Origin of the sequence: Pseudarthrobacter siccitolerans (assembly GCF_030823375.1) — a bacterium.
GTDB lineage: Bacteria > Actinomycetota > Actinomycetes > Actinomycetales > Micrococcaceae > Arthrobacter > Arthrobacter siccitolerans_A.
This window is the reverse complement of sequence record NZ_JAUSXB010000001.1, coordinates 827511-849336: the sequence shown is the minus strand read 5'-3', so window position 1 is coordinate 849336 and position 21826 is coordinate 827511. Positions and strand designations below refer to the sequence as shown.

20 protein-coding genes and 1 tRNA gene are annotated in these 21826 nt (G+C 65.3%); 13 read left to right on the top strand and 8 right to left on the bottom strand.

Annotated elements, in window-relative coordinates:
- Nucleotides 1-112 precede the first annotated feature (112 nt).
- Nucleotides 113-1039: a tyrosine recombinase XerC gene (locus QFZ36_RS04045; RefSeq protein WP_306634128.1), complete on the top strand. Its 927-nt coding sequence runs from the start codon at nucleotides 113-115 to the stop codon at nucleotides 1037-1039.
- Between the two features lie 257 nt (nucleotides 1040-1296).
- On the top strand, nucleotides 1297-1800 hold the full coding sequence (locus tag QFZ36_RS04040; protein WP_041652118.1) for a DUF3145 domain-containing protein: 504 nt from the start codon (nucleotides 1297-1299) through the stop codon (nucleotides 1798-1800).
- 159 nt (nucleotides 1801-1959) lie between these two features.
- Here the strand turns inward: QFZ36_RS04040 and QFZ36_RS04035 are convergent, their stop codons facing one another.
- From QFZ36_RS04035 to aceE, 6 genes are all read right to left on the bottom strand, one after another.
- Complete coding sequence (locus tag QFZ36_RS04035) at nucleotides 1960-3195, bottom strand: beta-ketoacyl-[acyl-carrier-protein] synthase family protein (protein ID WP_306634125.1); 1236 nt, start codon at nucleotides 3193-3195, stop codon at nucleotides 1960-1962.
- 164 nt (nucleotides 3196-3359) lie between these two features.
- Nucleotides 3360-3605, bottom strand: coding sequence for an acyl carrier protein (locus QFZ36_RS04030; protein ID WP_009359314.1), 246 nt, complete (start codon nucleotides 3603-3605; stop codon nucleotides 3360-3362).
- 82 nt (nucleotides 3606-3687) lie between these two features.
- Entirely contained in the window at nucleotides 3688-4749 is a 1062-nt protein-coding gene (locus QFZ36_RS04025) for a beta-ketoacyl-ACP synthase III (protein ID WP_306634123.1), read from the bottom strand.
- Nucleotides 4746-5675, bottom strand: coding sequence for an ACP S-malonyltransferase (locus QFZ36_RS04020; RefSeq protein ID WP_306634121.1), 930 nt, complete (start codon nucleotides 5673-5675; stop codon nucleotides 4746-4748). The genes QFZ36_RS04025 and QFZ36_RS04020 overlap by 4 nt, the downstream gene beginning before the upstream one ends.
- Before the next feature lie 88 nt (nucleotides 5676-5763).
- Entirely contained in the window at nucleotides 5764-7008 is a 1245-nt protein-coding gene (locus tag QFZ36_RS04015; protein WP_306634119.1) for a PucR family transcriptional regulator, read from the bottom strand.
- A 157-nt stretch (nucleotides 7009-7165) separates the two neighbouring features.
- Nucleotides 7166-9907 (bottom strand): pyruvate dehydrogenase (acetyl-transferring), homodimeric type, encoded by a 2742-nt coding sequence (gene aceE / locus QFZ36_RS04010; RefSeq protein ID WP_306634117.1) that lies wholly within the window; start codon nucleotides 9905-9907, stop codon nucleotides 7166-7168.
- Between the two features lie 427 nt (nucleotides 9908-10334).
- Between aceE and QFZ36_RS04005 the strand changes: the two genes are divergently transcribed.
- The 7 genes from QFZ36_RS04005 to QFZ36_RS03975 all read left to right on the top strand — a co-directional run bounded on the left by QFZ36_RS04005 (nucleotide 10335) and on the right by QFZ36_RS03975 (nucleotide 15314).
- Nucleotides 10335-10754, top strand: coding sequence for a DUF3052 domain-containing protein (locus QFZ36_RS04005; protein WP_306634115.1), 420 nt, complete (start codon nucleotides 10335-10337; stop codon nucleotides 10752-10754).
- Entirely contained in the window at nucleotides 10751-11245 is a 495-nt protein-coding gene (locus QFZ36_RS04000; RefSeq protein ID WP_306634113.1) for a peroxiredoxin, read from the top strand. The genes QFZ36_RS04005 and QFZ36_RS04000 overlap by 4 nt, the downstream gene beginning before the upstream one ends.
- A 6-nt stretch (nucleotides 11246-11251) precedes the next feature.
- Nucleotides 11252-12172: a Sir2 family NAD-dependent protein deacetylase gene (locus QFZ36_RS03995; RefSeq protein ID WP_306634111.1), complete on the top strand. Its 921-nt coding sequence runs from the start codon at nucleotides 11252-11254 to the stop codon at nucleotides 12170-12172.
- A 107-nt stretch (nucleotides 12173-12279) separates the two neighbouring features.
- Nucleotides 12280-12355 (top strand) — tRNA-Val (locus QFZ36_RS03990).
- Nucleotides 12356-12454: 99 nt separating this feature from the next.
- Nucleotides 12455-12745 carry a hypothetical protein gene (locus QFZ36_RS03985; RefSeq protein WP_306634109.1) on the top strand — a complete coding sequence of 97 codons (291 nt, stop codon included), beginning with the start codon at nucleotides 12455-12457 and terminating at the stop codon, nucleotides 12743-12745.
- A gap of 269 nt (nucleotides 12746-13014) precedes the next feature.
- Nucleotides 13015-13812 carry an IclR family transcriptional regulator gene (locus QFZ36_RS03980; RefSeq protein ID WP_306634107.1) on the top strand — a complete coding sequence of 266 codons (798 nt, stop codon included), beginning with the start codon at nucleotides 13015-13017 and terminating at the stop codon, nucleotides 13810-13812.
- Between the two features lie 155 nt (nucleotides 13813-13967).
- The gene (locus QFZ36_RS03975; RefSeq protein ID WP_306634106.1) at nucleotides 13968-15314 is read left to right on the top strand and encodes an MFS transporter; all 1347 of its coding nucleotides are present in this window, start codon (nucleotides 13968-13970) and stop codon (nucleotides 15312-15314) included.
- A gap of 190 nt (nucleotides 15315-15504) precedes the next feature.
- On the opposite strand, the gene QFZ36_RS03970 is transcribed toward QFZ36_RS03975, so the two are convergent.
- Nucleotides 15505-16569 carry a D-2-hydroxyacid dehydrogenase gene (locus QFZ36_RS03970; RefSeq protein WP_306634104.1) on the bottom strand — a complete coding sequence of 355 codons (1065 nt, stop codon included), beginning with the start codon at nucleotides 16567-16569 and terminating at the stop codon, nucleotides 15505-15507.
- 63 nt (nucleotides 16570-16632) lie between these two features.
- On the opposite strand from QFZ36_RS03970, the gene QFZ36_RS03965 reads away from it, so the two are divergent.
- From QFZ36_RS03965 to QFZ36_RS03955, 3 genes are read left to right on the top strand one after another with little or no spacing between them, the layout of a single operon-like run.
- Nucleotides 16633-17559 (top strand): NAD(P)-dependent oxidoreductase, encoded by a 927-nt coding sequence (locus tag QFZ36_RS03965; protein ID WP_306634102.1) that lies wholly within the window; start codon nucleotides 16633-16635, stop codon nucleotides 17557-17559.
- The gene (locus QFZ36_RS03960; RefSeq protein ID WP_306634100.1) at nucleotides 17556-18326 is read left to right on the top strand and encodes an SDR family oxidoreductase; all 771 of its coding nucleotides are present in this window, start codon (nucleotides 17556-17558) and stop codon (nucleotides 18324-18326) included. Before QFZ36_RS03965 ends, QFZ36_RS03960 begins: the two co-directional genes overlap by 4 nt.
- Entirely contained in the window at nucleotides 18326-19381 is a 1056-nt protein-coding gene (locus tag QFZ36_RS03955; protein WP_306634098.1) for an L-idonate 5-dehydrogenase, read from the top strand. Before QFZ36_RS03960 ends, QFZ36_RS03955 begins: the two co-directional genes overlap by 1 nt.
- Before the next feature lie 14 nt (nucleotides 19382-19395).
- Here the strand turns inward: QFZ36_RS03955 and QFZ36_RS03950 are convergent, their stop codons facing one another.
- Nucleotides 19396-20121, bottom strand: a complete 726-nt coding sequence (locus tag QFZ36_RS03950) for a FadR/GntR family transcriptional regulator (RefSeq protein WP_306634096.1) — start codon at nucleotides 20119-20121, stop codon at nucleotides 19396-19398.
- A gap of 200 nt (nucleotides 20122-20321) precedes the next feature.
- Between QFZ36_RS03950 and gndA the strand changes: the two genes are divergently transcribed.
- Nucleotides 20322-21758 (top strand): NADP-dependent phosphogluconate dehydrogenase, encoded by a 1437-nt coding sequence (gene gndA, locus QFZ36_RS03945; protein ID WP_306634095.1) that lies wholly within the window; start codon nucleotides 20322-20324, stop codon nucleotides 21756-21758.
- Nucleotides 21759-21826 lie beyond the last annotated feature (68 nt).

The window sequence follows — 21826 nt, the reverse complement described above, 5'->3', positions numbered from 1 at the left end:
GGATGCGGCAACCGACCAGCCGGCCCGGCAACTGGACTGGCCGGTCAGCGCGAGGACGTTGAGAGACCGTGTCAGTGACCGGGTCAGCGGTAAGACCTGAGACAGTAGGGGAGTGGAAAACCAGGAATTGCCCCCCGAGCTAAGCCAAGCGCTGGGCGCTTTCGTGCGGTACCTGTCGGGGGAGCGGGCCCTGTCGCAGCACACCTTGCGTGCCTATGAGGGCGACCTGCGAGGATTGTTCTGCCATGCTGCCTCCGAGGGGGCAACCAAACTGGCTGACCTGGAACTCGGTACCCTTCGGCGGTGGTTGGGAGTGCAGAGCCAGGCAGGCGTCGCACGCTCCACCCTGGCACGCCGGGCGGCCACCGCCCGCGCTTTCACGGCCTGGGCCCTGAGGGAAGAGCACGTCCCTGCGGACCCTGCCCTGCGGCTCAAGGCACCCAAACGGGAGCAATCCCTGCCCGGCGTGCTGCAGTCCCAGCAGCTGACCCGGCTGCTGGCCAGGCTGGAGGAAGTTGCCGCGGAAGGTGAACCCCTGCCCGTGCGGGACAGGGCAATCGTCGAACTGCTCTATGCCACCGGGGTCCGCGTCGGTGAGCTGACGGGCCTGGACATCGATGACCTCGACCCGGACCGGCGTACGCTGCGGGTCATCGGCAAAGGCAACAAGGAACGCACCGTCCCTTACGGCGTCCCCGCGGCGCTGGCGTTGGACGACTGGCTCCGGCGGGGCAGGCCGAAGCTCGCCAGGGACAACAGCGGTCCCGCTCTGTTCCTGGGCGCCCGCGGCGGCCGGATGGACCAGCGGCAGGTCCGGGCGCTGGTCAATACTCTGTTCGAGGCCCTGGGTGACACTTCGGCCTCGGGCCCGCACGCCCTGCGGCACTCGGCAGCCACGCACCTGCTGGACGGGGGCGCTGACCTGCGGGCCGTCCAGGAGATCCTGGGGCACAGCAGCCTGGCCACCACCCAGATCTACACGCACGTCTCCGTGGACCGGCTGCGCCAAAGCTACCAGCAGGCACACCCTAGGGCCTGACCCCGGACGGCCGCGGCTCTGCCAAGGGAATCGCACTGGCGTAATTACCCGGGGTACGGCACAATAAGAGTCACGTCCGGCAACTTTCAAGTCCCGCTTGAAGCTCCATCGCTTCGAGCGGACCAGCAAGTCCGGACACTGCTTAATCTGAACAGTTGAATATTGAAGCAGGGAGCAGGCCCCGCAGTGCAGGGCACAGCAGTTCCATCCAGGCAGAGGTCGTTGGGGAAGACGTACCTAGAGCTATGGAGGATGGAATGTCTGTTGCAATGACCCGCGGTGTGCTGTTTGTTCACTCAGCCCCTACTGCTTTGTGCCCGCATGTCGAGTGGGCCATCGGCTCCGTCGTTGACAAGCGCACGGATCTTGAGTGGACCCCTCAACCTGCCGCGCCCGGAATGTTCCGGGCCGAGCTGTCCTGGACCGGTGCCCCCGGGACGGGATCAAAGCTTGCGTCGTCCCTCCGCGGCTGGGCCCATCTCCGCTATGAGGTCACCGAGGAGCCGAGCCAGGGTGTGGATGGCGGCCGATGGTCACACACGCCCGAGCTGGGCATCTTTCATGCGGTGACCGACGTCCACGGCAACATCATGGTTTCCGAAGACAGGATCCGCTACGCCTACGAATCCGGCGCGGGCGATCCCGCAGCCGTCTACCACGAGCTGTCCCTGGCGCTGGGTGAGGCCTGGGATGAGGAACTCGAACCCTTCCGGCACGCCGCCGAGGGCGCGCCCGTCCGCTGGCTGCACCAGGTTGGCTGACCGCCGAAGCAAACTTTCGCCGTCGTCAGCGGCCCCGTGCCGCCGTCGTTATCAACCCGCCGCCGGCAACAACACCAAGAAATCTCCATAGCAAAACAGGAGGCCCCGCCAGCCGGCGGGGCCTCCTGTTTGGTGTCCGGCAGCAACGCCGGACAGTTGTTAGATGCTGCGAACCGCTACCACGGCGTTGTGTCCGCCGAAGCCGAAGGAGTTGCTCAGCGCCACGATATTGCCGGCAGGCAGATCCCTGGCTGACGTGACCACGTCGAGGGGGATCTCCGGGTCCTGGTTCTCAAGGTTGATCGTCACGGGCGCCTTGCGCTCGTAGATGGCGAGCACGGTGAGAACCGCCTCGACGGCGCCGGAGGCGCCCAGGAGGTGGCCCATCTGCGACTTCGTGGCCGAAACCGCCACGTTGTCGATGTGTGATCCAAGGGCGGCGCGCAGCGCGGTGTATTCAGGCTTGTCACCAACCGGGGTGGAGGTGGCATGCGCGTTCACGTGGACCACGTCTTCGGCCTGGATGCGGCCGTCAAACATAGCTGCCTTCAGCGCGCGGGTTGCGCCAAGGCCTTCAGGGTCCGGTGCGGTGATGTGGTAGGCGTCAGCCGTAACGGACGTTCCGGCGAGTTCACCGTAGATCCGGGCTCCGCGGGCCAGGGCGTGTTCTTCGGCCTCGAGGACCAGGGCGCCTGCGCCTTCACCCATGACAAAACCGTCGCGGCCCAGGTCATAGGGACGGGACGCGCCTTGCGGGTCGTCGTTGCGGCGGGACAGGGCCTGCATCGATGCGAACGCAGCCAGCGGCATGGGGTGGATGGCTGCTTCAGCGCCCCCGCACATCACCACGTCCGCCTTGCCCGAGCGGATCAGGTCCAGGCCCAGGTGCAGGGCTTCAGTGCCGGAGGCGCAGGCGGAAACGGGGGTGTGGGCGCCGGCGCGTGCGCCGAGGTCCAGGCTGACGGCGGCGGCCACGCCGTTGGGCATCAGCATGGGTACGGTCATGGGGAGGACGCGGCGGGGGCCTTTTTCCTTCAGCGTGTCCCAGGCGTCCAGCAGGGTCCAGACCCCGCCAATGCCCGTAGCGAAGGCTACGGCCAGCCGGTCCTTGTCGAATTCGGTGATGCCCGAGTCGGCCCAGGCTTCACGGGCGGCGATAACGCCGAACTGGGTGGAGGGGTCCATCCGTTTGGCCTCAACCCGGCTGAGCACGTCCAGCGCCGGGGTGCTGCAGCGGGCTGCGAAGTGGACGGGCAGTTCGTACTTGGCTACCCAGTCGTCTTCGAGGGTGCGGGCACCGGAGACCCCCTTGAGCGCGTTGTTCCACATCGTGGGTACATCGCCGCCGATGGGTGTGGTGGCACCCAGACCGGTGATGACTACTTTGCGTGTCATGGGATCACTCTTTCGTCGGTGGGATTCCGTCTGCCGGAGGGTCCCGCGTGTTGGTGGTCGGCACGGCTTGAACAGCGCAAGGTGCCGGAAAAATGCGGCGGGCTGCCGGTCCGGTCATCCGGACCGGCAGCCCTGCCAAGCCGTAGTACGGCGAAAGCCGGTGGCTAGGCCTGGGCGCCGGCGATGAAGCTGACGGCGTCGCCGACGGTCTTGAGGTTCTTGACCTCTTCGTCCGGGATACGCACGCCGAACTTCTCTTCGGCGTTGACCACGATGGTCATCATGGAGATGGAGTCGATGTCCAGGTCCTCGGTGAAGGACTTGTCCAGCTCTACAGCCTCGGGGGCCAGGCCGGTCTCTTCGTTGACGATTTCAGCCAGGCCGGCCAGGATCTCTTCGTTGCTAGCCATGTGATGGCTCCTTTTCTTGTTATTGCCGGCAGGGAATGCCGGAAATGGTTCAGGACGCGGTTGCGGCCTGTTGGGGGCGCTTCTAAGGAAGGACTACTACCTGGGCGCCGAAGACCAGCCCGGCACCGAAACCGATCTGCAGGGCCAGCCCGCCACTCAGTTCCGGCTTCTCCGCCAGGAGGCGGTGGGTAGCCAGCGGGATGGACGCTGCAGAGGTGTTCCCTGCATCGGCGATGTCCCGTGCCACTGTAACCGTCTCGGGCAGCTTCAGCTTCTTCACCATCTCATCAATGATGCGCATGTTGGCCTGGTGCGGGATGAACGCCACCAGGTCCTCGGCCTGTACACCGGCCGCCTCCAGCGCCTGCTGGGCTACCTTCGCCATCTCCCAGACGGCCCAACGGAAGACCGTCTGGCCATCCTGGCGCAGGGTGGGGTAGAGCTCCTGGGCTTCTTCGAGCAGGGCAAGGTCGCCGGTGGAATCGGACTGCCGGGCAGCCATGCCAAGGTCGCGGACGTCCAGCATGGACCGGGTCATGCCGATGGCGTCCCATTTGCTGCCGTCCGAGCCCCACACCGAAGGCGCGATGCCGGGTGTCTCGGAGGGGCCAATCACGACGGCGCCTGCACCGTCCCCGAGCAGGAAGGAGATGGTACGTTCCCGGTTGTCGATGACGTCGGACAGTTTCTCGGCACCAACCACCAGCACGTACTTCGCGGCTCCGGAACGGACCAGCGCGTCACCCTGGGCGATGCCGTAGCAGTAGCCGGCGCAGGCGGCTGAGATGTCAAAGGCCGGTGCAGGGGTGGCGCCGAGCCGGTCCGCCAGGCTGGCCGCGGCCGACGGCGTCGCATACGGATGGGTGACCGTGGAGACGATAACGGCGCCCAGGTCCGAGCCTTGGATCCCGGCTTTTTCCATCGCTTCGCGGGCAGCGCCCTCGGCCATGTCGATGACGCTGACATCAGCGGGCGCGCGGTGGCGGGTCACGATCCCCGTGCGCTGGCGGATCCACTCGTCCGAGGAGTCAATCCACTGGCAGACGTCCTCGTTCGTGACGATGACATCCGGCCGGTAGGCGCCCAGGCCAAGGATGCGGGTGTGCTCCTGGATCGGAGCCTGTTTCAGCGTGGGAACGCTCATGCGTTGCCCTCCAGTTCTGCGAAGAGCGCCAGTGCGGCGGAGAGGTCATCAGGGGTCTTGACCGCAACGGTCTTGACGCCGGGCATGCCGCGCTTGGCCAGGCCGGCAAGGGTACCGGCGGGAGCCAGTTCGATGACGCCGGTCACGCCGCGCTGGACAAGGGCCTCCATGCAGAGGTCCCAACGGACCGGGCGGGACACCTGGGCGATCAGGCTTTCGACGGCGGCACCGCCATCGGTGACCTCCCCGCCGTCGTAATTCGACAGCAGGGGTACCTTAGGGGCCTGCGGCTTCAGCTGCGGCTCCAGCGCCTTGAGCGTGCTGACGGCAGGAGACATGTGGCTGGTGTGGAAGGCGCCCGCCACCTTCAGCGGAATGACGCGGGCCTTGGCCGGCGGGTTGTCCGCCAGGGCCTTGAGCTGTTCGAACGTTCCGGCAGCAACCGTCTGGCCTGCACCGTTGACATTTGCGGGGGTGGCGCCTGCTGCCTCGATGGCGGCGAGGACCTCTGCGGGGTCCCCGCCCACCACGGCGCTCATGCCGGTGGGCGTGACGGAAGCGGCGGCGGCCATGCTGTTGGCACGTTCGCGGACGAAGGTCATGGCTTCCTGCTCGGTGAGGACTCCGGCCAGTGCCGATGCCGTGATCTCACCGACGGAGTGTCCGGCCAGGATTACCGGCAGGGAGTCCAGCTCGACGTCGAAAAGGGAGGCGGCGGCGACGAGGCCGGCCGCAACGATCAGGGGCTGCGCCACGGCAGTGTCCTTGATGGTTTCTTCATCCGAGGTGGTCCCGTGCGCGATCAGGTCAATGCCTGCGATGTCGCTCAGGGCGGCCAACTGGCCTGCCACCGGGGGCAGTTCCAGCCACGGGGCCAGAAAACCCGGGGTTTGCGAGCCCTGTCCAGGGCAGACTATTGCAAGCACGTAACCAGCTTTCCAAATTACTGTGTGATCGAGCGGTGTTTGTCCGCACCAAGCTCAGGGGGTCAGGTTGTAGGAAGTCTACAACGACTCAGGGCTGGTTCCGCGACGGATGGCGCTCTGCGGCAGCTTTGGGCGGGGCTGAAAGACGGCCGACCACGAGGGCCGCCTGGAGGACAAACGCCTCCCGCGGCAGGAGCGGATCCCAGCCGGTGACGTCACAAACCCGCTTCAGGCGGTACCGCACCGTGTTGGCATGAACGAAGAGTTCCCGGGCCGTTGCCTCCAGGGAATGGCCCAGTTCCAGGTAGGTCCCGAGGGTTTCCACCAGCCCGTTGGAAGCTGCCAGGAGCGGCCGGTAGATGTTTTTGACCAGGGAGCGGCGGGCGGCGTCGTCACCGGAGATCACGCGTTCCGGAAGGAGGTCATCGGCGGCAACAGGGCGCGGGGCGGACGGCCAGGCGCGCGCGGCAGTCAGCCCGGCGAAAGCGGACTGGGCCGAACCGCTGGCCTCCAGCAGGGATCCGGCTTCCGGGCCGTACACCACCGGTCCGGGGGCAAACATGTCGCTGAGCTTCAGGTAGGCGGTTTCCCGGTCGTGGACGCCGCCCAGGATCAGGATCAGCCGGTCACCCTGGATGCCCACCAGCGCATCCTCCGCGTAGCGGCCTGCCATCCGCCGGAGCTCGCTGACGTAGCTGGCGCTCGGCTCTGACGGGGAATTTCCCACCATTACCGTAAACCGCTCCTGCGCCTTCCAGCCCAGCGCGGCGATCCTGGAGCGCAGGGCATCAGTATTTTCACCGCGCAGGATCGCATCCACGATCAGGGCTTCCAGCCGCGTGTCCCAGGAGCCCCGGGATTCAGCCGCGCGCGCGTAAACGTCCGCGGCCGCGAAGGCCACCTCGCGGGAGTAGCGGAGCACGGCCTCGCGGAGGGACGGCTGGTCAGCTTCCGGCGCTATCACCGGAACCTGGTCTTCCACCACCTCCACCACGATCCGGATCAGCTGCAGCGCCTTCTGCAGGCTGATGGACCGGGTCAATTCCGTGGGGGCCGTCCCAAAGACGTCGGTGAGGATCCACGAGGGCGAACTGGGGCGCTCGTACCAGGTAACAAAAGCAGCAATACCGTTTTGAGCCACCATTCCCAGTGCGGAGCGCTCGTCCGAACTGAGCCGGCTGTACCAGGGCAGGGATTTTTCCAGCTCCCGCATGGTGGTGGTGGAAAGCTGGCCCACGTTGGCGCGCAATTTCTTCAGGGTTTCGGACTTCTCCGGAGTGACCTTGGGCGGGGTCTGTTTGCGCTTCGCGGACGGGGTGGCTGGTGCTGGCATGCTTTGAGCATACGGCCACTGCCCGGCAAGCTCCATTTGTGCGAAGGCTACAATCCGGGTAGTTGTGTGTCACAGCCGGTCCACTGCAGAACAGACGACGGCGGCCCCCGCCTTTCGGTGGGGGCCGCCGTCGCGGTTACCGGGTTTCCGGCAGAGGCTAGGCCTCGCCGCCCGCGTTGCCGGTGGAGCCGGCATTGACGTTGTGCAGCCGGTACTTGTCGATGGCCTTGACCGGGGACTGGGCGTCAACCTCGCCGCGGCGGGCCAGCATCTCCAGCGAACGCACCACGATGGAGTGGATGTCGTTTTTGAAGAAGCGGCGGGCTGCGGCGCGGGTGTCGGAGAAGCCGAAGCCGTCGGCGCCCAGGGTGGCGAATTCGTTGGGGACGAACTGGCGGATCTGGTCGGGGACTGCCTTCATGTAGTCCGAGACGGCGACGACGGGGCCGGTGGCGCCTTCGAGCTGCTTGGTGACGAACGGGACGCGGGCCGGCTGGCCGGGGTTGAGGAAGGCTTCCTCTTCGGCGGCCATGCCGTCGCGGCGCAGCTCGTTCCAGGACGTCACGGACCAGACGTCGGCGGAAACACCCCAGTCATCAGCCAGGAGCTGCTGCGCTTCCAGTGCCCAGGGCACCGAAACGCCGGAGGCCAGGATCTGGGTCCGGGGACCGTCGATCTTTGCCGGGGCGAGCAGGTAGATGCCCTTGATGACGCCTTCGACGTCCAGCCCCTCGGGTTCGGCGGGCTGGGTGATCGGCTCGTTGTACACGGTGAGGTAGTACATGAGGTTCCGGTCTTCCGATTCCGGCCCGTACATGCGTTCCAGGCCGCTCCGGACGATGTGGCCCATTTCGTAGCCGAAGGCGGGGTCGTAGGTGACTACTGCCGGGTTGGTGGAGGCCAGGAGCGGGGAGTGGCCGTCGGCGTGTTGGAGGCCTTCGCCGGTGAGGGTGGTCCGTCCTGCGGTGGCGCCGATGATGAAGCCGCGGGTCATCTGGTCTGCTGCTGCCCAGAAGGCGTCGCCGGTGCGCTGGAAGCCGAACATGGAGTAGAACACGTAGACGGGGACCAGGGGCACGCCGTGGGTGGCGTACGCGGTGCCGGCGGCGGTGAAGGCTGCCACGGCGCCGGCTTCGTTGATGCCGGGGTGGATGAGTTGGCCCTGCGCGGATTCCTTGTAGGCCAGGACGAGGTCACGGTCCACGGACAGGTAGTTCTGTCCCTTGGGGTTGTAGATCTTCGCGGTGGGGAAGAACGCATCCATGCCGAAGGTCCGGGCCTCATCAGGGATGATCGGGGCGATGTGCTTGCCGAACTCCTTGTCCCGCATCAGGTCCTTCAGGAGCCTGACGAAGGCCATGGTGGTGGCGGCCTGCTGCTTGCCCGAACCGCGCTTGGCCACCTCGTAGGACTTCGCGTCCGGCAGGGTGATCTCCGCGTGCTTGGACCGGCGTTCCGGTACCGACCCGCCCAGGGCCGCACGGCGCTCCATCATGTACTGGATTTCCGGGGCGTCCGTACCGGGGTGGTAGTACGGCGGCTGGTACGGGTCTTTTTCGAGCTGCTCATCCGTGACGGGGATCCGCAGGTGGTCGCGGAACTTCTTGAGGTCGTCGAGGGTGAGTTTTTTCATTTGGTGGGTCGCGTTGCGGCCCTCGAAGTGGGGTCCCAGTCCGTAGCCCTTGACGGTTTTGGCGAGGATGACGGTGGGTTTGCCCTTGAACTCGGTGGCGGCCTTGTACGCGGCGTAGACCTTGCGGTAGTCGTGGCCGCCGCGTTTGAGGTTCCAGATCTGGTCATCGGTGAGGTCCGCGACGAGGTCTTTGGTGGCGGGATCCTTGCCGAAGAAGTGTTCGCGGACGAACCCGCCGGATTCGGCCTTGTAGGTCTGGTAGTCCCCGTCGGGGGTTTCGTTCATGATTTTCACCAGCGACCCGTCGGTGTCGCGGGTGAGCAGGTCATCCCATTCCCGGCCCCAGACGACCTTGATCACGTTCCAGCCGGCGCCGCGGAAGAACGCTTCGAGTTCCTGCATGATCTTGCCGTTGCCGCGCACAGGCCCGTCCAGGCGCTGGAGGTTGCAGTTGATCACGAAGTTCAGGTTGTCCAGGTTCTCGTTCGCGGCGAGCTGGAGCAGGCCGCGGGATTCGGGCTCGTCCATTTCCCCGTCGCCCAGGAACGCCCAGACCTGCTGGTCGGAGGTGTCTTTCAGGCCCCGGTTGTGCAGGTACCGGTTGGACTGGGCCTGGTAGATCGCGTTCATCGGCCCGATGCCCATGGACACGGTGGGGAATTCCCAGAAGTGCGGCATCAGGCGCGGGTGCGGGTAGGAGGACAGGGCGTGGCCTTCGCGGGATTTTTCCTGCCGGAACCCGTCCAGGTCCTCCTCACTGAGGCGGCCTTCCATGAACGCCCGGGCGTACATGCCGGGGGAGGCGTGGCCCTGGAAGAAGACCTGGTCCCCGCCGCCGGGGTGGTCCTTGCCGCGGAAGAAGTGGTTGAAGCCCACCTCGTACAGGGTCGCAGCCCCGGCGTAGGTGGAGATGTGCCCGCCCACGCCGATGTTGGGCCGCTGGGACCGGTGGACCATCACCGCGGCGTTCCACCGCATGTACGCCCGGTACCGGCGCTCGTATTCCTCGTTGCCCGGGAACTCTGCTTCCTGGTCCACCGGGATGGTGTTCACGTAATCGGTGGTGGTCACCATCGGCACGCCCACGCTCTGCGCACCCGCGCGCTGCAGCAGGCTCCGCATGATGTATTGGGCACGCTCGGTACCCTGTTCCCTGATCAACGAATCCAGGGACTCAACCCACTCGGCGGTCTCTTCCGGATCACGATCAGGCAGCTGGTTAGTCAACCCGCTGAGGATATGGGAGGTATCTTCTCCTGCAGCCACGTCCAACCTCTCTTTGCGCGCATTTGATGGCGCACTCAGGCCGGGCAGGGTGACCGCCCGGCGTATATACGCCGTGTGCGACGTATCGGTTACAACAGCCCGGTCATGTGTGCCGGGCAGGGTCCTAGCTTCCTACGTCTGCATTGGAGTTACAGGGTTGTTGCCCCGCAGGCATAGTTGTCACCTGCCACTCTAACTCTCACCTCAGCGCGATGCGTAGCCGCGGCTTGGGCGGCCCTGTTGTATTTCGCCGTCATACTGGTTGTGTGACGAAAAGCCGCTGCGAGGCGGGCTTGACCGTCCGGGTGTGACGCAGAATATGCCTGTACCCGGGGGCGGCAGCTTGAAGCGCAGGCACAAAGGGTGTTGGCTTGGGAGTAATGGAAATCACTATGCGCACTGCATATATGAGGCATTGGAGGAACACGTGAGCGAGGCCGACGCCGCCACTTCGGTAAATGTGGCGGAAAAATTGGGTTTCAAGAACGGGGATCTGATTCAGGAGTTCGGTTACGACGACGACGTCGATTTCGACTTGCGTGACGATATTGAGGATCTCACCGGTTCCGAGCTGCTGGATGAGGACGACCACGACGTAGCGGATGCCGTCATCTTCTGGTGGCGCGACGGCGACGGGGACCTCGTGGACAGTCTGATGGATTCGTTGACCACACTCAGCGAAAACGGCGTTGTCTGGGTCCTGACTCCGAAGTCCGGCAGGGACGGCTACGTTTCACCGGCTGACATCCAGGAGGCCGCCCCAACAGCCGGCCTGCACGTGACAACCTCGGCTGGCGTCTCCAAGGACTGGAGTGCAGCCCGCCTGGTGATGAGGAAAAACAAGTGACGGCAGCGCTTGGCGCTGCCCCTGCAGCTGTGCCTGCGCTGGGCGGGCCGGCACCTGACTTCGAGCTGGCCAACCAGTTCGGCGAACCTGTGCGGCTGTCATCCTTCCGCGGCCAGAACGTAGTCCTGGTGTTCTACCCGTTCGCCTTCTCAGGCATTTGCACGGGGGAACTGTGCGAGATTCGGGACAACCTGGCGCTGTTCGAGGACGCAAATGCCACGGTTCTGGCCGTGTCCGTGGACAGCAAGTTCAGTCTGCGCGCTTATGCCGCGCAGGAGGGGTACACCTTCGATTTGCTGGCAGATTTCTGGCCCCACGGTGACGTCGCCAATGCCTATGGCGTCTTTGACCCGGGCAGCGGCATGGCCAAGCGCGGTACGTTCATCATCGACGCCGCCGGTCATGTCCGCTACTCCGTGGTGAATCCCCGTGGCCAGGCCCGTGACCTTCAGGAATACCGCGACGCATTGGCCGGCCTGGGACAGGCCTGACCCGGCATGGAACAGCGGCGCGCGGGGGTCGGCCTGACAGGCTTCGCGAGCATGCCGCCGGTGGCTGCAGCCAATCCCTCCGATGAGGAGCGCCGGACCCTGCTCCGGATCCGCGATGTCCTGGCCGGCAGCCGGTTTGCCCTGCTCACCGGTGCGGGACTGAGTACCGACTCCGGAATACCGGATTACCGTGGGCCAGGTTCGCCGCCGCGTTCGCCTATGACCTACCAGGAGTTCGTCAAGGACGCCGCCAACCGTCAACGCTATTGGGCCCGGAACCATATTGGCTGGTCCCACCTGCGGCACGCAGACCCGAACCAGGGCCATTATGCCGCTGCCGAGCTGGAGCGGCGCGGCTACCTCACCGGGCTGATTACCCAGAACGTTGACCGGCTGCACGAAGACGCAGGCAGTGTCAACGTGGTGGACCTCCATGGCAGGTATGACCAGGTGGTGTGCCTGGGGTGCCACCGGACGTATTCCAGGCGCCTCCTGGCAGGCGTGCTCGAGGAGTTGAACCCGGAGTTCCTGTCCCGGGCAGCGGAGTCAGGCCTCGTGGAAATGGCGCCGGACGCAGATGCCACCGTTGAGGACCAGTCGCTGATCAGCAGTTTTGTTGTTGCCATCTGCCCTGCCTGCGGCGGAACCCTCAAGCCGGATTTTGTGTACTTTGGCGAGAACGTGCCCAAGGACCGGGTTGAACGGTCGTACCGGATGGTTGACGAGGCGCATGCCCTGGTAGCCGCCGGATCGTCGCTGACGGTGATGAGCGGGCTGCGCTTCGTCCGGCATGCCGCCAAGGACGGCAAGCCGGTCATCATTATCAACCGCGGGCCCACACGCGGGGATGACAAGGCCAGCATCAAGCTGGAGGCCGGCGTCAGTGAATCCCTGGCCTGGCTTGCCGCTGAACTTCCGCCCATCTAGGAGCGGCCCGGAAGCGTGCGGGCGCGCCGATTCGCGTTTGGAGCCATGGGTCGGGTAGAGTCTATGTTCGTTGGTTGCGGCGCTGAAGCGCCGGATTCAGCCTCTTTGGGTCTTTAGCTCAGCTGGTAGAGCGCCACGTTTACACCGTGGATGTCATCGGTTCGATCCCGGTAGGACCCACCAGGAAACCCTGTTGTTTGCGCCCCACGGCGGAAACAACAGGGTTTTTTTCATTTCCTGCCCACCGGCGGAAATGTCGGTGCCCGGCCTTAGCTTTCAGGCATGGAACATGTGATGGTGCGGACGGGAATCAACGGAACGCCGACGACGGTGATCAGCAAGGGCCGGGAATGGGCCGTGGGTGCCGAACCGGTGCGCTGGTTTGAGCGGCTCAACTGGTGGGAGGTTAACCGGAGGATGCCCAAAGGCCTTGGCCGCGTGGATGTGGAGGTCCTGCAGGTCCAGGTGAGGTTGGGTGGCAACAGGAGCTCTGCTTTGACCACCATGCTGCTGGAACGGGACGGACTCGGCGGTGGATGGCGGCTCCGGGAAGCGGTGGCAGACGCCGCGTGAGGGCTTCCGGGCGGGTTGGCGGGCCAGCCGTGGCGTGGTCCGGGCATTGGAAAACCCTCCACCGCGACTATTGGGGGATGCCGCGGTGGAGGGCCTGAGATGAATATACCGTGAACTGCCGGAAACATGAAGCTCTGCGGAAAATGTGTCGGAGGCCGTGCCGTGAAGCCGGCGGATTACTGGCTGGCCCGCACGGCTGAGCCATTATGATGGTTAGTGTTCAGCCGAATGAACAGCACGACCAGCGCAGGCACTATATAAGGAGAATCATGGCCGATTCCCGCAACTCCCGATCCTCTGACGGGCTGGGAAGCGCCTCGCCGGCCCCCGCCGTCACCCGTGCCGCCGCAGTACTGGACGCCCTCGCTGCATCGGCAACCGGAAGACTGACGCTTAGTGACCTTGCCCGCGAGCTGGGAATCCCCAAGTCCTCCACCTCCAACCTGCTCCTGGCGCTGGAAGAAGCCCGCCTCATCAGCCGGCAGGGGGCGGAGTTCACCCTGGGCCGCAAGCTCGTGGAACTCGGGGCGGCCTACCTGAGCCGGCTGGACGAGGTGCAGGAGTTCTACCGGTACTGCGAGCAGGCACCCACCCTTTCGGGCGAAACGGTGCGTATCGCCATGCTTGATGGAACCAACGTCATCTATCTGGCCCGCTACGAAGGGCATCCTGCCGTCCGGCTGACGTCCAATATTGGAGACAAGATGCCGGTTTCCCTCTGCGCGGTGGGAAAGGCCCTGATTGCCCGGCTGCATGACCACGACATCGATGACATGTTCAGTGACGATGCTGAGTTGCCCGTACTGACACCGAAATCAATCCGGACCGGCGCGGAGCTCAAGGCACAGCTGCGCACCATCCGGGAACAGGGTTACGCCTTCGAGGACGAGGAGTCCACCACGGGCGTAGTGTGCCTTGCGGTCTCGGTTCCCACCCGGGGTGCGCATGGTCCAAGCCTGGGACTTTCAGTCACCGCATTGAAGGCCACCTACACCCAGGAGCAGGGCTCCCAGATGGTCAAGGAACTCCATGAGCTGGCCCGTTCGCTCGGCAGCCCCATGGGCTAACAGGCCGGGCCGCTGGCCAAAGACAAAATAATACCTTCGCGCGCTTGCCGACTGTTCAACTTGCTGTACTCTGTTCAATATAGTGATCGGCACAACATGTGCTGTCGCTGACCCACCAGGCCAACGGGGGCCTGGAGAGTGATGAGGGAGTTCTTGTGACAACTCGTACTAAAGCACCGCAGGCTGAGGACGGCGCCGTCGTCGACTCGGACCAGCTGCGAAGGGCAACTCTTGCCAGCTCCGTAGGCTCCGCATTGGAGTATTACGACTTCTACATTTACGGCCTCGCCTCGGCGCTGATCTTCGGGCCGCTGTTCTTTGCTCCGCTGGGGGAAAGCGGGGCTGTCATCGCCTCCTTTGCAACCTACGGCGTCGGCTTTGCCGCCCGTCCCTTCGGTGGCGTCGTCTTCGGCTACATCGGGGACCGGTTCGGCCGCAAAATGGTCCTGATCCTCACCATCGGCCTGATGGGCATGGCAAGTTTCGCCATCGGCCTGCTGCCGACATTCGAACAGGCGGGAATGCTGGGTGCAGTCCTCCTGGTAGCTCTGCGCATTATCCAGGGCCTGGGGGCCGGGGCCGAGCAGGCCGGCGCCACCACGTTGATTTCTGAAGTTGCGCCGCGCCGGCGTCGTGGTTTCTTCGCCTCCCTGCCGTTCGTCGGCATCCAGTTGGGCACCCTCCTGGGCGCGGGCACCTTTGCACTGATGGCCCTGGCGGACAAGACCGTGCTGCAGGGCTGGCTCTGGCGGGTACCGTTCCTGGCGAGTTTCATCCTGATCGTGATTGCCGTCTTCATCCGCCTCCGGCTGAAGGAGACTCCCGTCTTCCAGGAACTGGAGAAGCACAAGGCCGTGGTGAAGAACCCGGTGGGCCAGATCTGGAAGCACTCCAAAAAGAATGTCCTGGTGGGCATCGGCCTGCGCATGGGTGAAAACGGCAACTCCTCCATCTACTCCGCGCTCCTGGTTTCCTTCATCAGCATGCCGGCCGGCGTCTTCGCCGGCGATAAGTTCATCGGCCCTACCGGCCTGCTGATCGCTGCCGCCTTCGCAGCAGTCATGGTGGTCACCTTCGGCGCCCTCTCCGACCGGTTCGGCCGCGTCCCCGTGTACAGGTACGGTGCCCTGTTCCAGGCAGTTATCGCACTTCCGGCGTTCTACCTGGTAACCCTGGGCAACGTCACGCTTGTCTGGGCGGTCATGGTGGTGGGCATCGCCCTGGGGGTGCAGTCCATGCTGGGCCCGCAGTGCGCGCTGCTGCCGGAACTGTTCGGATCCCAGCACCGGTTCACCGGCGTGGCACTGAGCCGCGAACTTTCAGCCGTCCTGGCCGGCGGCTTCGCCCCGATGATCGGCGTCGCACTACTGGCTGCCACCAACCATTCCTGGCTGGTCCCCGCCATCTACTCACTGGTGCTGGCATCGATCTCCTTCGCCACCACCTTCTTCACTCCTGAAACCAGGGGGAGGGACCTGGTGCTGGTGGAAGACGCCGGCTAGGCTTTCTCTGCACTAACGGGCGGCTTCCCCTGACGGGGAAGCCGCCCTTACGCATGTCCGCAGAATGTCCGCATCCCCGCGGTCACCCAATGTGGCGTGGCCGGGGTGGGACGAGGAAGGCCCCGGCCGGTTCCTCGTTGGGGGAACCGGCCGGGGCCTTAGTGGAAGTGGAGCGTGTGGAAGTGCAGGCCTAGTAGAAGTGCACGGTGTCCACGAGGTGGGGCAACTCCCCGCCGGCCAGGAAGATCCGGAGGTTACCGCAGAACCGCTCGGCGATCAGTCGGTTCTCGGCAGCGCTGAGGGCGGATGTGTGCGGTGAAACCAGCACCTTGGGGTGATGCCACAGCGGGCTGTTCCGGGGGAGCGGCTCCACCGCGAAGACGTCCAGGCAGGCGTAGGATACCTGCCCGTTGTCCAGGGCTTCAAGCAGTGCTTCCTCGTCCACCACTGTTCCCCTGCCGACGTTGACGAAAACAGTGCCGGGCTTCATGGCAGCGAAGATGTCCCGGTTGAAGAGCTTTTCCGTGTACGGCGTGCCCGGCAGGGTATTCACCACGGCGTCGGCGCCGGCAAGGAGGGCTGGAAGGCCGTGATTGTCCGAGACCTCCTCGATTCCGTCCAGCGGCTCCACGCTCCGCTTGGTGCCGCTGACCTTCATGCCCAGGGCGCGCGCCAGGCGGGCAGTCTCAAGGCCGATTTCGCCAAGCCCGGCCACAACCAGCCTGGAACCGCTCACCAGCCGCGTGGGGGTCCGGAGCTCAGGCCAAACCTTGGCTTCCTGGTCCCGCACCAGTTCGGCCGTGCGCTTGAAGCCGTTCAGGATTCCCATGGTGGCAAACTCGGCGAGGGGGAGCGCATGGACTCCCGCGGAGGTTGTCACTTTGAACTTCTGCAGCGTCTCCTGGTCCAGCCCGGAGGCTTTTACCGCACCGCCGGCTCCCGCTGCCATGGCATGGACCCATTGGAGATGCGGATTCCCGGCCGCAACCCTGGCGAGTCCCGCCGGGCTCTCGTTCGGAATTCCGTAAAGGACCTGGGCGCTGTTGATCATCGCCCAGTAGCGTTCCTCCTGGTCAGGGGAGCGCTGGAAGCCGGGGTCCCCGGCATGGTCCGCCGGGAACCGCTCCGGGGGCAGGAGCTCCGGCTCGTAGAGAACAGTGATGGATGGGTCAACGGCGCGGATGCGTTCCACGAGCTCAGCTTCGAGCGGGACGGCAATGGCAACAGTTGTCTGCGAGGTCATAGTGTTCATCATACTGAATAGCGGCTAGGATATTGAACACTTCTCTTGATGAACACGACGATGTGAGGCTGGCAAATGCAGGATAGAAGGGCGGGTTTTGTAGGCCTGGGACTGATGGGCCTGCCGATGGCAGCCAATGCCATCAGCAAGGGATGGCAGGTCACTGGCTGGAACAGGTCGCCGGGCCCCATGCTTGAGCTGCAAAAGCTCGGCGGCGCCCGCGCGGAACAGATTGCAGACATGCGCGACCTCCCGGCCATCATCTTTATGCTGCCGGACCTCGCCCATATCGAGGAGGCGGCCGCCGGGCTGCTTTCCAGCTGGGAAAGCAAGCCGCCGGCACCCGGCACCATCGTCCTGGTGACGAGCAGCGTTTCGCCCACAGGAGTGAAGGAATTCGGCCGGCGCATCGCGGCGCTGAGCCTTGGCAATGCGCAGGTAGTGGACGCTCCGGTCAGTGGAGGAACACAGGGTGCCTTGGACGGCACCCTCGCCATCATGGCCGGCGGGGACGGAGACGCCTTCCTGCGTGCCGAACCCCTGCTGCGCTCCATGGGTACCACGGTGCGGCATCTGGGCCCGCTCGGGGCAGGGTCCCTCGCCAAAGCTTGTAACCAGCTTGTTGTAGGAACCACGACGGCGGCGCTCGCCGAAGCCGCCGAACTCGCCGAGCGCTCCGGCCTGGACCCGGCTGAGCTCTTCGAGGTCCTGCAGGGAGGACTTGCCGGCAGCCGGGTGCTGGACATCGTCGGCCCCCGGCTGGTCAGCAAGGATTACACTCCCACCGGGCCGGCAAAATTCATGCACAAGGACCTGTCCTTCGTCCTGGAAGCAGCCCGCGTTTCCGGGACCGCAGTTCCCATGACGGACGCCGGCGTGGAACTTTATGCAGAGCTGAAGCGCCAGGGCCTCGGCGACCAGGACCTCGCCGTGGTGCGCCTGGCCATCTCCCAACTCAGCCATACAACTGCGGAAGCGGCGGAAGGAACAGTACATTCATGAGTTCTCTTTTTGACCTGACGGGCCGGGTTGCGTTGGTGACGGGTTCGAGCCGGGGGATCGGCAATGCGCTGGCCCGGGCGTTGGCCGACGCCGGTGCAACGGTGGTGCTGAACGGCATCAATGAGGAGCGGCTTAAGGATGCCGCGGCCGCGATGGCTGTCGACTTCGCCCCCGGCCGCATCCACGGTGTTGCCTTCGATGTGACGGACGACGCCGCGGCGGCCCGTGGTGTCGCGTGGGTGGAGGAGCAGGTGGGGCCGCTGGAGATCCTGGTGAACAATGCCGGGATCCAGCACCGGGTGCCGATGCTGGAGTTGGATGTGAAGGACTGGGAGCGGGTGATCTCCACGGACCTGACCAGCGCGTTCCTGGTGGGCCGGGAGGCTGCCCGGTTCATGATTCCGCGCGGGCACGGGAAGATCATCAACATCTGTTCGGTGCAGACGGACCTGGCCCGGCCCACCATCGCCCCGTATGTTGCGGCGAAGGGCGGGCTGCGGAACCTCACCCGTGCCATGACCGCGGAGTGGGCGGCGTCCGGGTTGCAGATCAATGGGATCGCGCCGGGGTACATCCATACCGAGATGACGCAGAACCTGGTGGACGATGAGCAGTTCAATTCCTGGATCCTGGGCCGGACCCCGGCCAACCGTTGGGGGACGGTGCAGGACCTCGCCGGCCCGGCCGTGTGGCTGGCCTCCAGCGGGTCTGACTTCGTGAACGGGCAGACGATTTTTATTGATGGTGGAATGACGGTGGTGGTCTGATGACACTGGATACAGCACTTCCCATTACGGGTCCGGCGGTGGTGGCCCATGCCGCCAACGACCTCCGGATCGACGAACTGGCCCTTACCGCACCGGCCGCGGATGAGGCGGTGATCGAGGTGCACTATGGGGGCATCTGCGGTTCCGACCTGCATTACTGGCTGCACGGCGCGGCCGGTGAGTCGATCCTGAAGGCGCCGCTGGTGCTGGGGCACGAGATTTCCGGGACGGTGGTCCGTGCGGCCGCTGACGGGACCGGGCCCGGAGCGGGTACCCCGGTGGCGGTCCACCCGGCTACGCCCGGCCCTGGTGCTGCCCGGTTCCCGGCGGACCGGCCCAACCTGTCCCCGGGCTGCACGTACCTGGGCAGCGCGGCCCGGTTCCCGCACCAGGACGGTGCGTTCAGCCGGTACGTGAACCTTCCCACGCGGATGCTCCGGTCCCTGCCGGCGAGGATTGACCTGCGCACCGCGGCGTTGATTGAGCCGGCCTCCGTGGCCTGGCACGCAGTCGCGCGGGCGGGGGAGGTGGCCGGCAAGTCGGCGCTGGTGATCGGCAGCGGCCCCATCGGCGCGCTGGCCGTCGCGGTCCTGAAACGGGCCGGCGCGAGCCGGATTACCGCCGTCGACATGCATGACAAGCCTTTGGAAATCGCCAAGGCCGTGGGCGCGGACCAGGTCATCACCGCCGGTGATGCGGGGGCGATCGCCGCGGTGGAGGCCGACGTCGTGATTGAATCCTCGGGCAACCACCACGGGCTCGCCTCGGCCATCCAGGGCGCAACCCGCGGCGGCACCGTGGTCATGGTCGGGCTGCTGCCCACCGGCCCGCAGCCGGTGCTGATCTCCCTGGCCATCACCCGGGAACTTGAGCTGAAGGGCTCGTTCCGGTTCAACGACGAGATCGACGACGTCATCACCGCCCTCGCCGACGGCTCGCTCCACATCGAGCCCGTCATCACCCACGAATACCCCGTGGAACAGGCACTCGAAGCCTTCAGCGTGGCCCGCGACTCCGCAGAATCCGGAAAAGTACTCCTGCGCTTCACGTCCTGACCTGGCGGTTGGGGTCAGCGGCGCACCGGGATGAAGACGCGCGGCTGCTCTGTCCAAGTGTCGGACATCTGGGTCATGGTGCGGCGCATGATCCGGTCCGAGGCCTCACGGGCGGCGGGAGCGTCACCCCTGGAAATAGCCTCTGCGACATCCACGTGCCATTGAAGGGCGGCCTCGTGGGGATGGTCCGGCATCAGTCCGTGGACGGTGCGTCCGGTCAGGGTCTCGGCAACCTGTCCCATCAGGTTGGCGAACATTTCATTGCCCGAACCGGAGAGCAACAGGGAATGAAACTGGATATCCAACTCCAGGAAGCGTGGCACCTCACCGTTGTGGCCGGCGTCGCGCATTGCATAGGCGACATCCACCAGCTCCAGGCGCAGCGGCGCCGGCGCGTTCTGGGCGGCGAGTTCAGCTGCCGCGGGTTCGACGGCGGCACGCAGCTCGGCCAGTGAGCGCAGCTGCGCCCCGCGGGCGTCACTGGCCAGGCGCCACCGGATGACCTGCGGGTCAAAAGGGTTCCAGCGGCTGGGTGGCAGCACCCGGATGCCCACCCGCTTGGTGGTTTCCACGAGGCCCAGGGACTGCAGGACGCGGACGGCTTCGCGGACAACCGACCGCGAAACCTTCAGCTCGTCCTCCAGCTGCTCCGCCAGCATCACGTGGCCAACGGGCAGGTTGCCCGAGACGATGCGCGCGCCAAGATTCTCGATGGCACGGTGGTGCAGGCTGGTGGTCATGGTCCTAAGCCTAGTGCGGCCACATGCCCGGACTGCCTTTTGTGCTGGACGGTCAGTGACACAAAAGGTTCCAATAGGTGGGCGTTACTTTTCTGTGACCGCCCGAATATATATGCTTTATTCAGACCCTCGGTCTGCAACCGTGCTTCCACGCAAGGGAGCCGTTGCACATCCATCGCACAGTATGAATTGGAGTTTTGATGTCTGCACACATCGGTGTCACCGGCCTTGCGGTGATGGGCGCCAACCTGGCCCGCAATCTCGCCCGGAACGGCTTCACGGTCGCACTGCACAACCGGTCCGTGGAGAAAACCGACGCATTGCTCGAAAAGCACGGCTCGGACGGCGACTTTGTCCGCACCGAAACCCTGCAGGAACTGGTCGACTCGCTGGAGAAGCCCCGCCGCGTGCTGATCATGGTCAAGGCCGGCAAGCCCGTTGACTCCGTCATTGAACAGCTGGAGCCGCTGCTGGAAGCCGGTGACATCATCATCGACGCCGGCAACTCCCACTACGAGGACACCCGCCGCCGCGAGGCCGCGCTGGCCAAGAAGGACCTGCACTTCGTGGGCGTCGGCGTCTCCGGCGGCGAAGAAGGCGCCCTGAACGGCCCCTCCATCATGCCGGGCGGTTCCAAGGAGTCCTACAAGGCCCTCGGCCCGCTGCTGGAAAAGATCTCCGCCAAGGTGGACGGCGAACCGTGCTGCGCCTGGGTGGGAACCGACGGCGCCGGCCACTTCGTGAAGATGGTCCACAACGGCATCGAATACGCCGACATGCAGGTCATCGGCGAAGCCTTCGACCTGCTGCGCTCCGGTGCAGGCATCGAGCCGGCCGAGCAGTCCAAGATCTTCACCGAGTGGAACAAGGGCGATCTCTCCTCCTTCCTGATCGAAATTTCGGCAGAGGTCCTGGGCCACGTTGACGCCAAGACGGGCAAGCCGTTCGTCGACGTCGTGGTGGACGCCGCCGGCCAGAAGGGCACCGGCCGCTGGACGGTCATCTCCGCACTGGAACTGGGCTCCCCGGTCTCAGGCATCGCCGAATCCGTGTTCGCCCGGGCGCTGTCGTCCCAGGCAGGCCAGCGCAAGCTCGGCCAGGAACTGCTCGCCGGCAATGAAGCCTCCGTCGAGATCCCGGAGACGTTCGTCGAGGACGTCCGCCAGGCACTGTACGCCTCCAAGCTCGTCTCCTACGCCCAGGGCCTGGACATGCTCACGTCCGCCGCCAAGGAATACGGCTGGGACCTGAAGCTGGACGAGATCGCTTCCCTGTGGCGGGCCGGCTGCATCATCCGCGCCGAACTCCTCAAGGACATCACCAAGGCCTACGCTGCGGACGAGAAGCCGGCCAACCTGCTGTTCGCCCCGGCCTTCACCAAGGCCATCGCCGAGGCTGTCCCGGCCTGGCGCCGTGTTGTGGCCACCGCCGTGCAGCTGGGAATCCCGGTGCCGGTCTTCTCCTCGTCGCTGGCCTACTACGACGGACTGCGCCGCAAGCGCGTTGCTGCCGCCCTGATCCAGGGCCAGCGCGATCTCTTCGGCGCCCACACCTACGGCCGTGTTGACGCCGAAGGCACCTTCCACACCCTTTGGGGCGAGGACAAGTCCGAGATCGAAGCAGTGGACACGCACTAACGCCACTCCGCGGCAAAGCGAACGGCCGGCGGTTCCGGGATTTCTCCTGGAACCGCCGGCCGTTTGGC